This is a genomic window from Nocardia sp. NPDC101769 (assembly GCF_044766925.1).
Classification (GTDB): Bacteria; Actinomycetota; Actinomycetes; order Mycobacteriales; family Mycobacteriaceae; genus Nocardia.
In genome coordinates, this window is the sequence record NZ_JBIWMX010000020.1 from 60,743 (window position 1) to 74,439 (window position 13,697).

Here is a 13,697-nt window from a genome sequence, read left to right on the forward strand (position 1 = left end):
TGCACTACATTGTCGTGCCCGGACGCCAGCCGCGCGGGGCGCACCCGACCAATCCACCGCGACTCAATCCGGAGCCGTGGCACATTCGAGACCGTAGGGAGGCCGTGACGATGACGATTCTGCTCCAAGTGCTCGAGCAGAGCTTCACGCCCACGACACAGTGGGAACGGCGGAAATTCACCTTCGTGGACACGAGCAAGATCGTGGGGATGCGCCTGGACGGGCAGTCCGGGGTGTGGCTGGATCTGTCCCGGCCCGGCGAGTCGCAGCGCCTCGCCCGGACCGCGGACCCGCGCGACTCCATCACGTTCCTGCTCACCGTTTTCGCCAAGATCGCCGAATGCGAGGAGCGGGGCGGTTCGTGGCTCATCGGTCACGACGGCGCGCGTGTGGATTCCATTGCGGCAACCCGCTTTCCGCCGCAGCTCTCCGAGACCGCCGCGGACGACATCCTCGCGCACGCCTGGCTCTAGCAAGCCCAACGGGAGTGCGAAGTCCGCGTGACGGCACTCGCCGACCGGCTGGTGCGGTACATGTATTGCCGTGTGGCTCACGGTCGGAACTTTCCTGCTCCGGCTGCTCGGCGCGATGGTCGTCCTGCTCGCGGTCCTTGGGTGTGAGTCCCTCGGGCAGGTGACCCCGGCGCCGGGTAGTCCCACCCGCGTCCAGCTCGAACGGCTGCTCGCGGGTGTCCGCACCGTGCCCGCCCGGCCGCGTCCGGGCGGTTACGAACGCGGCTGCGGTAGCGGGCAGGGGTGCGTGTTCGGACCGGCGTGGACCGATGATCACGACGGACCGGGCGGTCACGACGGATGCGACAGCCGCAATACCGTGCTGGCCAGGCAGCTCACCCGGGTGACCTTCCGGCCCGGGAACGTTTGCGTGGTGGTGGCCGGGTCGCTGGACGATCCCTATACCGGGCAGCGCATCGCCTTCGATCGGGCCGAGGCCAAGGCCGTGCAGATCGATCACGTGTATCCGCTGGCCGCCGCCTGGGACCTGGGCGCGTCCGGGTGGCCGCTGCCGCGGCGTGTGCGCTTCGCCAACGACGTCGACTACAACCTGCTCGCGGTGGACGGAAAGACCAACGAGGACAAGGGTGATCGCACGCCCGGCGACTGGCTGCCGCCCGCCCGCGCGAACCACTGCTTCTACGCGGGCAAGTACCTGATGGCCGCGAACCGGTACGGGCTACCGGTCACCGCCGCCGACCGGGACGCCCTGGCCCGGGTCGCCCGCGGTTGCCCATAGCGCGGCGAAGTGCCGGTAGGCCTGATCGGCGGTGAGCTCCTGGCGCGAATCCATGACCGATTCCAGCAATCCGTATAGACCCCAGGACAGAAATGTGATGGTGACGTCCGCCGCGACGGGGTCCGGCCCGAGCCGCGGGCCCAGGTGCTCGGTCAGCAATTCGGCGTACATCTGCCGGATCGACCGCAGCACAATGGTGTTCGCCCGCTGCCGGACCAGTGGCCGGTACACGTCCGGATGCGCCGCGACCAGCTTGAACAGGATCTCGACGGGCGCCAGCGGCGGCGGCTCGCCCGGATAGGCGGCCAGCTGCGCCGAAATCTCGCCCCGCACATGCTCGATACAGCTGACCAGCAGCAGATCGTCCTTGTCGCGGTAGTGCGCGTAGAAGGTGGAGCGGCCGACGTCGGCGCGATCGATGATGTCCTGCACCGTGATCCGGGCATAGGGCCGGTCCTGCATGAGCTCGATGAGCGCCCGGTGCACGGCCATGCGGGTGCGGCGGACGCGACGGTCGGCCTCCGGCTTCACGGTCCCGGCCTCCGGTCTCATGGTCCCCGAGACGGCGGCCGGGGCCGTTCCCGAACGGATTCCGTCCGACTGTCCGGAATCGTACATATCCCCAGAAACTGCGTCTGGCCTGGGCTTTCCCATCATTCGATGATTGACTACATGACCCAGCACAAGCAAGTGTCCGATATCGAATCCCGGCCCGTCGGGGCCCTCATCACCTGGCCGCGCCGCTATCGGCTACTCACCGACGTCTACTTCCTGGGCCGCGCGGGCAGCCTGGCGCGGCACTTCGCCACGACCAGCGGCATCCGCCCGGGCGATCACGCCCTCGATCTCGGTTGCGGCCCCGGGCGGCTGGCCAATGAGCTGGCCCGTCAGGCCGGACCGGACGGCCGGGCGGTCGGCGTGGACCCGTCCCCGCAGATGATCGCCTACGCGACCGCCCACGCCGCCCCCAACTGCAGCTTCGACCTGGGCGCGGCCCAATCGCTGCCCTACCCGGACGCCTCGTTCGACGTGGCGACCTCGACCTTCGCCATGCATCACATCGCCGAATCCGAGCGAAAGACCGCTCTGGCGGGCGTCTTCCGCGTCCTGCGCCCGGGCGGCCGCCTGCTGCTCGCCGACACCCATCCGACCTCGGGCCTGCGCGGGCTCGCCATTCGCGCCATGGCCCAGCTGGCCGCGCACCGCGCCGGCGGCCAGGGGCACTCCCATGACGGCGACGCGGCCGGGGACCCGCTGTCGGCGGTCGACATCCGCCGCTACCGCGACGTGCTCACCGGCATCGGTTTCACGGCAGTCGAATTCCGCACCGGCCCGTTCGCGACCGGCATCCTCACCGCCGTCAAACCCGGCTGATCAGGCCGGTTCGGCGCCGGTGGCGGCCGGCCGCTTGGGGTCGTTGGACCACTGCGACCAGGAGCCGGGATAGAGCGCGGCGTCGATGCCGGCGACGGCCAGCGCCGCGACCTGGTGGGCGGCGGTGACTCCGGAACCGCAATACACCGCGACCGGCCCGGAACCGAATCCCTCGAAGCGGGAACGCAATTCGGGGATCGTCTTGAATTGCCCTGCGGTCGTGAGGTTCTCGGCGGTCGGCGCGCTCACCGCACCCGGAATGTGCCCGGCGCGCGGGTCCACGGGTTCCACCTCGCCGCGGTAACGCTCGCCCGCGCGGGCATCCAGCAGCAGGCCCGGCCAGCCGGCCGCGCCATCGGCGTCGATGGTCGGCATATTGCCCGGGGACAGGACCACGGTGCCCGGCCGCGGGGCGGGTTCGTCACCGGCGACGACCTTGCCCCCGGCCTGTTCCCACGCGGGCAGTCCGCCGTCGAGAATGCGCACGTCGGCCACGCCGCCCCAGCGCAGCAGCCACCAGGCTCGCGCGGCGGCCATGCCGCCGGTGGCGTCGTAGACGACCACCATGTCCCCGTCGGACACACCCCAGCTGCGCGCGCACTTCTGCAGGTGCGCCAGGTCCGGCATGGGGTGGCGGCCCTTGGCGACGGAGGGCGGCTCGGCGAGTTCGGTTTCCAGGTCGACGAATATCGCGCCCGGAACATGGCCGTCCAGATAATGCTGCGGTCCGTCCGGATCTCCGAGCGCCCACCGGACGTCCAGCAATCGCACCCGGCTGCCGCTCTGACCCAGCAGATCCGCAAGCTCCGCAACCGAAATCAGCACCGAACTCAAGCCAACTCCTCTTCGCCGATTCATCGCCCTTTGAAGCCGAACCACCCCACCCTAGCCACCGCCGGCCGCACCCCGCAGCCTGCCCGGCCCGCTATTTCGACGGGGGCAGGAACCAGCGCGCCAGCAGGCCCGCGACCAGTGCCCAGAAGGCCGCGCCGATGCCGAGCAGCGAGATTCCGGACGCGGCCACCAGGAAGGTGAGCGCGGCCGCGGAACGGTGGGCGGCGGGCGTCAACGCGGCGGTCAGCGCACCCGCCAGCGTGGCGATGAGGGCAAGGCCCGCAACGGTTTCCAGCACACCCTTCGGAGCCGCGGCCACCAGCATCACCAGTGCGCCCGAGGCCGATGCGAGCACCAGGTACATGCAGCCCGCGGTGAACGCGGCGATCCACCGGCGCCGGGGATCCGGATGCGCGGACGGCGCGGCGGACAGCGCGGCACTGATCGCCGCCAGGTTGATGGCGTGCCCGCCCGCGGGCGCACCGAGCATGGTGCCCAGGCCGGTGACCGTCATGGCCGCCCGCCACGGCACCTGATAGCCGAAGGTCTTCATGACCGCCGTACCCGGAATGTTCTGCGCGGCCATGGTCACGATGTACAGCGGCACCGCGACCCCGATCACCGCCTGCCAACTCCAGTGCGGCGCAGTCCATTCCACCCGCGGCACCATCGCCGACAGGTCCATGCGGCGATGGGTGACGGCGATGTCGACACCCGCGCCGACGGCCGCGACGGCGAAGGCCGCCAGCACCGACCAGCGCGGCGCGAAGCGTTGCAGCACAAGCCAGGTCGCGATGACCGGCACCACCACCGCCGGGCTCACCGGCAGCGCCTTCACCGGCGCCAGGCACATGGGCAGTAGCACCCCGGCCAGCATGGCCTGCGCGATCTCCACCGGAATCGCCGCGATGAGCGCGCCCAGCCGCCGCCAGAAACCGGTCAGCACAATGAGTCCGCCCGCCACCGCGAACGCGCCCACCGCCGCCGCCCAGCCGCCGGCCACCGCGCCCGTGCCGGCCAGCAGCGCCGCGCCCGGGGTGGACCAGGCCAGTGTGATCGGCATCCGGTACCGCCGGCTCAGCACGATCATGCCGACGGCCTGGGTCACGCAGACCGCCAGCAGCCCGGACGCCGCCTGCGCGGAGGTCGCCCCCATGGCGGTCAGGCCCGCCAGCACCACCGCGAACGAGCTGGTGAATCCGACTAGTGCGGTGACGATTCCGGCCCCGATCGGCTGCCCGATCCCGGCCGTGCGCGGACTCTCGACCTCCGGAGTGCTGGTGACGCTGCTGCTCATCGGGTCATCGTCGCGGTCCAGTCACCCCGAGGTCAGCGGCCAATCCCCCGAAACTGGACTGAAATTCACCGAAACAGTCAGAACCGGTCGGCATCCTGCGGGTGACCCCCCGACCCGTTCTGCATTGCCAGCCGCTCCAGCAGCGGCGTGACACGCGGCCCGACCAGCGAGCGCATCACCAGCGCCATATTGGTGCGCTCCACCCCCGGGATCTTCAGAATGCTCCCGGTCAGGCGGTACAGATCATCGGCGTCGGCGGCGACCACCCGGACTGTCAGATCGGTCGGCCCGGTCATGCCGCAGACCTCGGTAACCTCCGGAATCTCGGCCAGTTCGGCAACCACCGAGTCGAGCCGATGCTGATCCACCACCACCGCCACGAAGGCTGCCAGTGGATAACCCAGCACCCGGGGATCGACCCGGCGCTCGAAGCTGGCCAACACCCCGCTCGACTCCCAGCGAGCCAGCCTGGCCTGCACGGTATTGCGCGAGAGGCCCAGACGAGCGGCCAATTCGACACCGGTCGCGCGTGGGTTGGCCACCAGCTCCAGCAACAGCCGGGCATCGGTGGCGTCCAGCGGGGCAGAAAGGGGCTCCCTGCTGCTCATGGGGATCAGTATGACACCCGGTGAGGGCCATCGACCGAGCATTCTGCACAGTTCTGCACGCCATGCTTGCACACATCGCTCAACGGAGGATGCTGTGTGGTACAGGACACACAGCGGTTGCTCACGGGACACGATCCCCGGGCGACGACGGTGTAACCCGGTGTCAGGAGGCGTTATCCATGCCCGAGAAGAACACCTACCCGGTGCAGCTCGTACAGCCCGACGGTCATCGCGTACTGGATCGCGTACACGCCCCGCTCGTCGCCGATGTCGACGGCACGCGGCTCCGAGCCATGTACACCGACATGGTGGTGGCCCGGCGCATCGACACCGAGGCCACCGCCCTGCAACGGCAGGGCCAGCTCGGACTGTGGCCGCCGCTGCTGGGCCAGGAGGCCGCGCAGATCGGTTCGGCCCACGCCCTCGCCCCCGACGACTATGTGTTCTGCAGCTATCGGGAGGCCGGCGTCGCCTACTGCCGCGGCGTCCCGCCCGAGGACCTCACCCGGCTGTGGCGCGGCGTCGCCCACTCCTGCTGGGACGCCGACGCGGTGAAGATGACCAATCCCGCGATCGTGGTGGGGGCGCAGGGTTTACACGCCACCGGCTACGCCTACGCCGCACACCTCGAAGGCGCCGAGATCGCCACCATCGCCTACTTCGGCGACGGCGCGAGCAGCCAGGGCGATATCGCCGAGGCGCTCGGATTCGCGGCCGGCTGGAGTGCACCGGTGGTGTTCTTCTGCCAGAACAATCACTGGGCGATCAGCGCGCCGGTCCGGGTGCAGAGCGCCACGCCGATCGCGCGGCGCGCCCTCGGCTACGGCCTTCCCGGCGTGCAGGTGGACGGCAACGACGCCCTCGCCGTGCTGGCGGTGACCCGGCAGGCGCTGCTGCACGCACGGGCCGGCGGCGGGCCGAGCTTCATCGAGGCCATCACCTACCGGATGGGCCCGCACACCACCGCCGACGACCCCACCCGCTACCGCACCGCCGCCGAACTCGAGATCTGGCAGCAGCGTGATCCCATCGACCGCCTGCGGCGATTGCTCGAACGAGAAGAGCTGTGGGACACCGCCTTCGAGACCTCGGTCGCCGACCGCGCCGACGAGGTGGCGACTCGGCTGCGCACCGCCACCCTCACCATGCCCGATCCGGAACCCGCGGAGCTGTTCGACCACGTGTACGCCACACCGCATCGGCTGATCGAGGAGGAACGCCGCGAGTACGCCGCCTACCTGGAGGGAGTGGGTCGATGAAGACCACCTTCGCGGGAGCCGTCAACTACGGACTGCGCCGCGCGCTGGAGGACGACCCGAAGGTCCTGCTGATGGGCGAGGACATCGGGCGGCTGGGCGGGGTCTTCCGGGTCACCGACACGCTGCAGAAGGATTTCGGCAACAACCGCGTCATCGACACGCCGCTCGCCGAATCCGGGATCGTGGGAACGGCTTTCGGAATGGCATTGCGTGGATTTCGGCCGGTCTGTGAAATCCAGTTCGACGGATTCGTGTATCCGGCCTTCGACCAGATCGTCTCGCAGGTCGCGAAAATCCACTCCCGCACGCGCGGAAAGGTGATCGCACCCATTACCATTCGCATTCCATTCGGCGGCGGCATCGGCTCGGTCGAGCATCATTCGGAATCACCGGAGGCATATTTCGCGCACACCGCGGGATTGCGGGTGGTGTCGCCGAGCAATCCGGCCGACGCGTATCTGATGATCCGCCAGGCCATTGCCCTCGACGATCCGGTGATCTTCTTCGAACCCAAACGCCGGTACTGGGACAAGGCCGAAGTGGATTTCGACCGGCTCGACGAGGATGGCGGATCGGCGCTGGACCAGGCCCAGGTCTGCGCCAGCGGGGAGGACGCCACCATCGTGGCCTACGGCGGCACCGTCGCCACCGCACTCACCGCCGCCGATATCGCGGCGTCGGAGGGACATTCGATAGAGGTGATCGATCTGCGCAGCCTGTCCCCGATCGATTTCGACACCATCGAAACCTCGGTGCGGAAAACCGGACGTCTCATCGTGGTACACGAGGCGCCCGTATTCGCCGGGCTGGGAGCCGAAATCGCGGCACGCATCACGGAACGCTGCTTCTACCATCTGGAATCACCGATATTACGCGTCGGTGGCTTCGACATCCCCTATCCCCCGGCTAAACTCGAGCGGCACCACCTGCCCGACCCCGATCGTATTCTCGCCGCGGTCGATCGCTCACTCGCCGCCTAACGGTCAAGCCACGGAGGAAGCCCGGTGGAAGATCAGCAGCAGGTCATGGAATTCCGTCTGCCCGATCTCGGAGAGGGATTGGCCGACGCGGAATTGGTGTCGTGGTCCGTCGCGGTCGGCGACACCGTGGCCCTGAACCAGATCATCGCCGAGGTCGAGACCGCCAAGGCGCAGGTGGCGCTGCCGAGCCCGTACGCGGGCCGGGTACTGGAACTGCTGGCGGAACCGGGCGACACGGTGCCGGTCGGCGCGCCGCTCATCCGGATCGGCGTGGCAGCGCCGAGCGCCGGTGCGGAGACGAGCGGCGAGACCGGCGCGCAGCCGCCGGCCGAGCGGCGGTCGGTGCTGGTCGGCTACGGCCCCGACAGCGAGCCGGTGTCCCGCCGTGCCGCCCGGGCCGCCGCGAAAACGACCGACACACCGACTGTTTCGAGCCCGCGCCCCATGGGCTCGGACGGTCCCGAGGGGCTGGGCAGCTCGGCCCCGGCCGGACGGCCCGCCGCCACCCCCGCCGCCCGGAAACTGGCCCGCGAGATCGGGATCGATCTGGGCGCGGTGATCGGGACCGGGCCGCAGGGCGCGGTCACCGTGCAGGACCTGTACGGGATACGGCCCGAAACCCTTGGGATGGGCCACATTCCGATCCACACCCCACCGCCGCCCGCCACCCTCGGTGCCCTTCCGACACCGCATCCCGCACCGGAGGTCCTCCCCATACACCCGGCGGCCGGCGGACGCGCTGCCCCGGCCGAACGCGAAACCCGCACGCCCATCAGTGGAATCCGCAAGCGCACCGCCGCCGCCATGGTGGCCAGTGCCCAGCACATTCCCCAGGCCAGCACCTTCGTGACCACGGATTTCACCGCGTCCATGGAACTGCTCGAGCATCTGCGGGCCACACCCGGCTTCACCGGCCTGACCCTGACTCCGCTGGCGCTGGTCGCGCGGGCCACGCTGGCGGCGCTCCTCGAGTTCCCCGAGATCAATGCGGCCTGGGACGAACCCAATCAGGAGATCGTCACCAAGCACTACGTGAATCTGGGCATCGCGGTCGCGACCGAACGCGGGCTGCTGGTGCCGAATCTCAAGGACGCGCAGGGGTTCACACTGCGTGATCTGTGCCTGGAGATCGCCGGGATGGCCGGCAAGGCGCGGGGCGGTACCGCCACACCCGCCGACCTGACCGGCGGCACCTTCACCATCACCAACGTCGGCGTCTTCGGCGTGGATACCGGTGTGCCGCTGGTGAATCCGGGCGAGGCGGCCATCCTGTGCCTGGGTTCCATCCGCAAGCGACCGTGGGTGCATCGCGACGAACTGGCCGTGCGCTGGGTGACCAGCCTGGGGCTCAGCTTCGATCACCGCATGATCGACGGCGAACAGGGCTCGCGCTTCCTGGCCAGCATCGCGGCCCTGCTGGAGGATCCTCTGACCCTGCTCGGCCGGGTCTAGCCCTCTGCGGGCGCGGTGACCACCAACGGCTCGACCGCCGCGCGGATGACCGCCGGGATCGGCACCGGCTTGCGGGTCTGCTCATCGACGTAGACGTGGGTGAAAGTGCCGGTGGCGGCCAGCTCCAGACTGTCGCCGGCGTCGCGGAAGACGGCCAGCTCGTAGTTGATGCTGGAGTTGCCCAGCCGCGCGACCCGGATGCCCACCTGCAGCATGTCCGGGAAGCTGATCGAGCCGAGGAACGTGCAGGAGGTCTGCGCCACCACGCCGATGGCGTGCAGGTCGCGGATATCGGTGCCGGTGGCGCTGATCAGCCAGGCATTCACTGCGGTATCGAAGTACGAGTAGTACGTCACGTTGTTCACGTGACCGTAGTGGTCGTTGTCGGCCCAGCGCGTAGGCACCGGCCAGAGCACCGGGTAGCTGTGTTTCATTTGCCCTCCGCTTCGCTCCGGGCGGGTTCGCGGCCCTGAAGTCTCGATTCTTCCCTCCCTCCGCTCCTCCGCTTCGCTCCCCCGCTCCAAGGCGGAGGTCTATCAAGCCGCAGTCCAGAATCGAGACGGCCGCGAACCTTGGAGCGAGGGCATGCCGAGAATGAACCTTAGCCGCGTCGTCCGCGAGTGTCGTTCGGCGGTCAGGCGGAGCGTTCGTCAGGGGCGGCTCGGTGGTCCCGGGGGCTGATGCCGTAGTGACGTTTGAAGGCGGTGGACAGGGCGAAGGCGCTGCCGTAGCCGACCCGGCGGGCAATGGATTCCAGGGTGGCGTCGGATTCGTGCAGCAGGTCGGCGGCCAGGGCCAGCCGCCAGTCGGTGAGGAAGGCCATCGGCGGCTCGCCGACCAGCTCGGTGAACCGGCGGGCCAGGGCGGCCCGGGAGACGCCGACCTCGGCGGCCAGCGACGCCACCGTCCACGGGTGGGCCGGATTGTGCTGCATCAGGCGCAGTGCCCGGCCGACCAGCGGATCGCCGTAGGCGTGATACCAGGCGGGCGCGTCGGAACGGGAGAACCAGGCGCGCAGGGCGGCGATGAGCAGCAGATCCAATAGTCGATCCAGCATGGCGCTCTGGGCGGGCAGGTCCTTGGCGGCCTCGTCGACCAGCAGATCCAGCACCCGGGCATCGATTTCGCCGCGGCCGAGCACCGCGACGGGCGGCAGCGCCCGCAACAGTCGGCGGCTGGCCGCCGACTCGTGCTCGTAGGTGCCGGTGACCAGCACGGTCTCCGCGTCGGCACGGGTGCCCCAGCTCCGCACCCCCAGACTCAGTGCCTCGCACAGCACTTCGCCGTCCACGGTGGTGGTGATATTGCCGGGTTCGATGAGCACCTGCGGCGGCGTGGCCGGATCGTCGGCGACGACATAGTGGTCGGGGCCCCGGAAGATGGCGATATCGCCGGTGCGCAGCTGTCGCGGCGGAGTCGGCTTGCCGCCCTTGGGCTCCGGTGTCACCCAGCCGCCGCCTCGGACCACCGCCACCACGGTCAGCGGGGCCTCGTCGCGGATGCGCAGGGACCAGGGCGGATCGACCGACGAGCGCATCACGAATGCGGCTCGCGCGCGTGGTCCTTCGAGCAGGCTGGCCAACGCATCCATACCGAAGACGATGGCAAATGCCCGTGCGCTTCTCAACCATGTTCGCGCTCGCCGAATCCCGGTGTACTCGATACATGATCATCGAAAACACCTCGAACAGCGCAAACACCGTTCTCGTGCTCGGCGCGACCGGAAAGACCGGCCATCGGGTGGCCGCCCTGCTGGGCGCGCGCGGCGTACCGGTACGGGCCGGTTCGCGCACGGCCGCAATCCCGTTCGACTGGACCGACTGCGGCACCTGGGCGGCGGCCCTGGCCGGAGTGGATGCCGTGTACCTGGCCTACCACCCGGATCTGGCGGTTCCGGGCGCGCCGGCGGATATCAAGGCATTCTGCGATCAGGCTGTCGCCGCCGGCGTGCGCACGCTGGTGCTGCTGTCCGGTCGCGGCGAGCCCGAGGCGCTGGAATGCGAAACCATCGTGCGGGATTCGGGCCTGAAGTGGACCGTCGTGCGGTGCGCCTGGTTCGCGCAGAACTTCAGCGAGGGCGCGTTCGCCGATTTCATCCTGGCCGGTGAGGTCGCGCTGCCCGCCGGGGACGTGCCGGAGCCGTTCGTACACGCGGACGATATCGCCGAGGTGGCGTGGCGGCGCTGCTCGACGACCGGCACGCCGGGCAGGTGTACGAGCTGACCGGCCCGCGGGCGCTCACCTTCGCCGAGGCGGTGGCGGAGATCGGCACGGCGACCGGGCGGGAGATCGCCTACGTTCCGCTCACCCGAACCGATTTCGTGGCCGCGCTGACCTCCTACGGGGTGCCCGGCGACGAGATCAGCCTGCTGGACTACCTGTTCGGCACGGTGCTCGACGGGCGGAATTCGCACCTGTCCGACGGGGTGCGGCGGGCGCTGGGCCGGGAGCCGCGCGACTTCGCCGAGTATGTGCGCGACGCGGCGAGCTCGGGCGCCTGGGCGGTCCCGGCGAGCGCATAACCTGTCGGTGCCCCCGCCTACACTGGATATCAAACAGGTTGTACTGCAGACGATTCGGATCGCAGCCCCGAGCGCCGACGACGCCGCGAGGGGTTGCGGAAACCGGGGAGATGCCGGGACATACCCGGTAGCGTCGTACCGATGGCCGCTACGACGCCCGCTCCCCGGATCCGGAAGGCGCGCCTGGCGCTGTTCGCGGTGTTCGGCCTCAATGGGATGCTCTCGGCCGTCTGGATCGTGCACATCCCCGCCGTCACCGGCGGCACCGGCGTGTCACCCACCACCCTGGGCATGCTGATCCTGCTCATGGCGGCCTGCGCCATCCTCGGCATGCAGGCCGCCGGCCCGCTGGCGGACCGGCTCGGCAGCCGCACCCTCACCGCCACCGCCGCCATCCTGCTGTCCCTGGCCCTGCTCGGCCCCGCGTACGCAACCTCCCCGTTCACCCTCGGACTGGCCCTGGCCGCCTTCGGCGTCGCCAACGGCGCGATCGACGTCTCCATGAACGCCCAGGCCGTCCACATCGAGCGCGCCTACGCCCGCCCCATCATGTCGGCCTTCCACGCCTTCTTCTCCTGCGGCGGCTTCCTCGGCTCCGCCTTCGGCGCGGCGACCCAGCACGCCCACTGGCCCCTGCACGCGACCTTCGCCCTGTCGAGTGCCTTCGGCCTCGCCACCGTGGCCATCGCGATTCCCCGCCTGCTCCCGCACACCGTTCCGGCGACCCACCCGGCCCCGAACGCGTCATCGGCCGAAGGCAACCGCCGCCGAGCCGACCCGCCGGTGGCGCATCACTTCCCGAGCACCCCGGTCGACCCGCGCGCGGATGGCCTGCACGCTATTCGCGGCGCCGTCGATGACGCCGTGACGCCCGGCACGGAACCGACCGTGTCCGGCGGACTCACCGACACCGCCGCCGCTACCCCGGGTGGGCGGGAAGGAGGGCATCCGAAGCCGGGGTCACCGTCGGGCGCGCGGATCGGGCGAAAAGTGCTGGCGCTGGGGTTGATCGCGTTCGCATTGCTGATGGCCGAGGGCGTGGCCGCGGATTGGAGTGCGCTGCAGGTGCAGGGACGGCTCGGGGTGGAGGCAGGTACGGCGGCGCTGGCGTTCACCGGGTTCTCACTGGCCATGACGCTCGGCCGGTTCGGCACGGACCGGGTGAGCGGGCGGTTCGGGCGAGTGGCCATCGTGCGCCGGGGAACGCTGCTGGCGGCCATCGGTTTCGGGTTGGTGGTGGCCTCCGGGTGGCTTCCGCTCACGCTGCTGGGGTGGACGCTGTGCGGCATCGGGCTGTCCGGCGGCGTGCCGCAGGTGTTCACCGCCGCCGGAAACCTGGGCTCGAGCACCGCCGCCACCGATATGTCGCGAGTGTTCGGGCTCGGGTATGTGGGCTTGCTGGCCGGGCCGGCGATCATCGGCTGGCTCGACAAGGCCATGCCGCTGACCGCCGCGATGGCGGTGCCGCTGCTGGCAATGCTGTTGTGCGCCTGGGGCGCTCGCGCCGTCGCCGCACCCGCGCGAGCGCCTGCGGACCGATAGCCGCCGGACCCGGCGACGGCCCGTGGGGTCAGGCGGTGCGGCTGGGCCGGTCGCGTGCGGTCGCGCCGAGGTCGCCGATGAATTCGGCGTGGTCGAGGAAGGCGTCGACCATGCGGTGGTTGAGGACCGCGAGGGCCTGGAGGTCCTCGGTGGTCCAGTCGGTGAGGGCCTCGGCCATCCAGCCGCGCAGGACCTGGCGCACGGCTTCGACGGCGCGCCGGCCGGAGGCGGTGGGGCGGACCCGTTGCGCGCGACGGTCGTCCGGGTCGGGGACGCGCTCGACGTAGCCCGCCTTCTCCAGGCGCTGGATCTGGCGGCTCACGTGCGGGGCCTCCACATCGAGGCGGGTGGCGAGCTCGCCCAGGCGCATGGGTTCGTCGGCGTCGGCGAGCAGGCGCAGCAGGGGGACACTGGCTCGATCCATGGTGATCCCGCACTGCACCATGGCTTGATCGTGGCGGCGGACCCGGGTCAGCAGGTAGGCGACTCGGGCCAGCGCACGCTCCAGTTCCACTATGTGAGCTGCATCAACTTCTTTGGCGGGAGTGGCTTCCGGTCGCGGCATGTGGTTATCTTAC

At 70.0% G+C, this 13,697-nt stretch carries 14 protein-coding genes and 1 pseudogene; 8 read left to right on the top strand and 7 right to left on the bottom strand.

Annotation, left to right across the window (positions count from 1 at the left end; translation table 11 throughout):
- Positions 1-110: 110 nt before the first annotated feature.
- Positions 111-473, top strand: coding sequence for a hypothetical protein (locus tag ACIRRA_RS27780; protein WP_364623305.1), 363 nt, complete (start codon positions 111-113; stop codon positions 471-473).
- A gap of 115 nt (positions 474-588) precedes the next feature.
- A complete protein-coding gene (locus ACIRRA_RS27785) occupies positions 589-1,251 on the top strand; it encodes an HNH endonuclease family protein (RefSeq protein ID WP_402774123.1) in 663 nt (220 codons plus the stop codon).
- On the opposite strand, the gene ACIRRA_RS27790 is transcribed toward ACIRRA_RS27785, so the two are convergent.
- Entirely contained in the window at positions 1,192-1,803 is a 612-nt protein-coding gene (locus ACIRRA_RS27790; RefSeq protein ID WP_402773850.1) for a TetR/AcrR family transcriptional regulator, read from the bottom strand. The two genes, ACIRRA_RS27785 and ACIRRA_RS27790, sit on opposite strands and share 60 nt — an antisense overlap.
- Positions 1,804-1,923: 120 nt before the next feature.
- Here ACIRRA_RS27790 and ACIRRA_RS27795 point away from each other — a divergent pair, with 120 nt between their 5' ends.
- Complete coding sequence (locus ACIRRA_RS27795) at positions 1,924-2,625, top strand: methyltransferase domain-containing protein (RefSeq protein WP_402773853.1); 702 nt, start codon at positions 1,924-1,926, stop codon at positions 2,623-2,625.
- Here the strand turns inward: ACIRRA_RS27795 and ACIRRA_RS27800 are convergent, their stop codons facing one another.
- The 3 genes from ACIRRA_RS27800 to ACIRRA_RS27810 form a co-directional block, all read right to left on the bottom strand.
- Positions 2,626-3,483 (bottom strand): sulfurtransferase, encoded by an 858-nt coding sequence (locus ACIRRA_RS27800; protein ID WP_402773856.1) that lies wholly within the window; start codon positions 3,481-3,483, stop codon positions 2,626-2,628.
- 67 nt (positions 3,484-3,550) lie between these two features.
- Complete coding sequence (locus tag ACIRRA_RS27805) at positions 3,551-4,756, bottom strand: benzoate/H(+) symporter BenE family transporter (protein WP_402773859.1); 1,206 nt, start codon at positions 4,754-4,756, stop codon at positions 3,551-3,553.
- Positions 4,757-4,833: 77 nt separating this feature from the next.
- Positions 4,834-5,364, bottom strand: a complete 531-nt coding sequence (locus tag ACIRRA_RS27810; protein WP_357009919.1) for an Lrp/AsnC family transcriptional regulator — start codon at positions 5,362-5,364, stop codon at positions 4,834-4,836.
- A 179-nt stretch (positions 5,365-5,543) separates the two neighbouring features.
- Between ACIRRA_RS27810 and pdhA the strand changes: the two genes are divergently transcribed.
- Genes pdhA through ACIRRA_RS27825 form a run of 3 tightly spaced genes read left to right on the top strand, consistent with a single transcriptional unit; the run spans position 5,544 to position 9,055 of the window.
- Positions 5,544-6,623 (top strand): pyruvate dehydrogenase (acetyl-transferring) E1 component subunit alpha, encoded by a 1,080-nt coding sequence (gene pdhA, locus ACIRRA_RS27815; RefSeq protein WP_402773862.1) that lies wholly within the window; start codon positions 5,544-5,546, stop codon positions 6,621-6,623.
- Complete coding sequence (locus ACIRRA_RS27820) at positions 6,620-7,603, top strand: alpha-ketoacid dehydrogenase subunit beta (RefSeq protein ID WP_402773865.1); 984 nt, start codon at positions 6,620-6,622, stop codon at positions 7,601-7,603. Before pdhA ends, ACIRRA_RS27820 begins: the two co-directional genes overlap by 4 nt.
- 45 nt (positions 7,604-7,648) lie before the next feature.
- A complete protein-coding gene (locus tag ACIRRA_RS27825) occupies positions 7,649-9,055 on the top strand; it encodes a dihydrolipoamide acetyltransferase family protein (protein WP_402774126.1) in 1,407 nt (468 codons plus the stop codon).
- Here the strand turns inward: ACIRRA_RS27825 and ACIRRA_RS27830 are convergent.
- Together ACIRRA_RS27830 and ACIRRA_RS27835 are read right to left on the bottom strand one after the other, a co-directional pair.
- Positions 9,052-9,489, bottom strand: coding sequence for an acyl-CoA thioesterase (locus ACIRRA_RS27830; RefSeq protein WP_402773867.1), 438 nt, complete (start codon positions 9,487-9,489; stop codon positions 9,052-9,054). The two genes, ACIRRA_RS27825 and ACIRRA_RS27830, sit on opposite strands and share 4 nt — an antisense overlap.
- Before the next feature lie 200 nt (positions 9,490-9,689).
- Positions 9,690-10,646 carry a cupin domain-containing protein gene (locus tag ACIRRA_RS27835; RefSeq protein ID WP_402773870.1) on the bottom strand — a complete coding sequence of 319 codons (957 nt, stop codon included), beginning with the start codon at positions 10,644-10,646 and terminating at the stop codon, positions 9,690-9,692.
- A gap of 74 nt (positions 10,647-10,720) precedes the next feature.
- On the opposite strand from ACIRRA_RS27835, the pseudogene ACIRRA_RS27840 reads away from it, so the two are divergent.
- Positions 10,721-11,577: pseudogene (locus tag ACIRRA_RS27840) on the top strand (NAD(P)H-binding protein).
- A 141-nt stretch (positions 11,578-11,718) separates the two neighbouring features.
- Positions 11,719-13,119 carry an MFS transporter gene (locus ACIRRA_RS27845; RefSeq protein WP_402773873.1) on the top strand — a complete coding sequence of 467 codons (1,401 nt, stop codon included), beginning with the start codon at positions 11,719-11,721 and terminating at the stop codon, positions 13,117-13,119.
- 28 nt (positions 13,120-13,147) lie between these two features.
- Here the strand turns inward: ACIRRA_RS27845 and ACIRRA_RS27850 are convergent, their stop codons facing one another.
- Entirely contained in the window at positions 13,148-13,684 is a 537-nt protein-coding gene (locus ACIRRA_RS27850; protein ID WP_402773876.1) for a MarR family winged helix-turn-helix transcriptional regulator, read from the bottom strand.
- Positions 13,685-13,697: the final 13 nt, after the last annotated feature.

Excerpts from the sequence above, each read along its gene's own strand:
- pdhA (WP_402773862.1), top strand. The coding sequence starts at position 5,544 with ATGCCCGAGAAGAACACCTACCCGGTGCAGCTCGTACAGCCCGACGGT.
- ACIRRA_RS27790 (WP_402773850.1), bottom strand. The coding sequence starts at position 1,803 with ATGAGACCGGAGGCCGGGACCGTGAAGCCGGAGGCCGACCGTCGCGTC.
- ACIRRA_RS27845 (WP_402773873.1), top strand. The coding sequence starts at position 11,719 with ATGGCCGCTACGACGCCCGCTCCCCGGATCCGGAAGGCGCGCCTGGCG.
- ACIRRA_RS27800 (WP_402773856.1), bottom strand. The coding sequence starts at position 3,483 with ATGAATCGGCGAAGAGGAGTTGGCTTGAGTTCGGTGCTGATTTCGGTT.
- ACIRRA_RS27825 (WP_402774126.1), top strand. The coding sequence starts at position 7,649 with ATGGAATTCCGTCTGCCCGATCTCGGAGAGGGATTGGCCGACGCGGAA.
- ACIRRA_RS27830 (WP_402773867.1), bottom strand. The coding sequence starts at position 9,489 with ATGAAACACAGCTACCCGGTGCTCTGGCCGGTGCCTACGCGCTGGGCC.
- ACIRRA_RS27835 (WP_402773870.1), bottom strand. The coding sequence starts at position 10,646 with ATGGATGCGTTGGCCAGCCTGCTCGAAGGACCACGCGCGCGAGCCGCA.
- ACIRRA_RS27850 (WP_402773876.1), bottom strand. The coding sequence starts at position 13,684 with ATGCCGCGACCGGAAGCCACTCCCGCCAAAGAAGTTGATGCAGCTCAC.
- ACIRRA_RS27810 (WP_357009919.1), bottom strand. The coding sequence starts at position 5,364 with ATGAGCAGCAGGGAGCCCCTTTCTGCCCCGCTGGACGCCACCGATGCC.
- ACIRRA_RS27805 (WP_402773859.1), bottom strand. The coding sequence starts at position 4,756 with ATGAGCAGCAGCGTCACCAGCACTCCGGAGGTCGAGAGTCCGCGCACG.
- ACIRRA_RS27795 (WP_402773853.1), top strand. The coding sequence starts at position 1,924 with ATGACCCAGCACAAGCAAGTGTCCGATATCGAATCCCGGCCCGTCGGG.
- ACIRRA_RS27820 (WP_402773865.1), top strand. The coding sequence starts at position 6,620 with ATGAAGACCACCTTCGCGGGAGCCGTCAACTACGGACTGCGCCGCGCG.
- ACIRRA_RS27785 (WP_402774123.1), top strand. The coding sequence starts at position 589 with ATGGTCGTCCTGCTCGCGGTCCTTGGGTGTGAGTCCCTCGGGCAGGTG.
- ACIRRA_RS27780 (WP_364623305.1), top strand. The coding sequence starts at position 111 with ATGACGATTCTGCTCCAAGTGCTCGAGCAGAGCTTCACGCCCACGACA.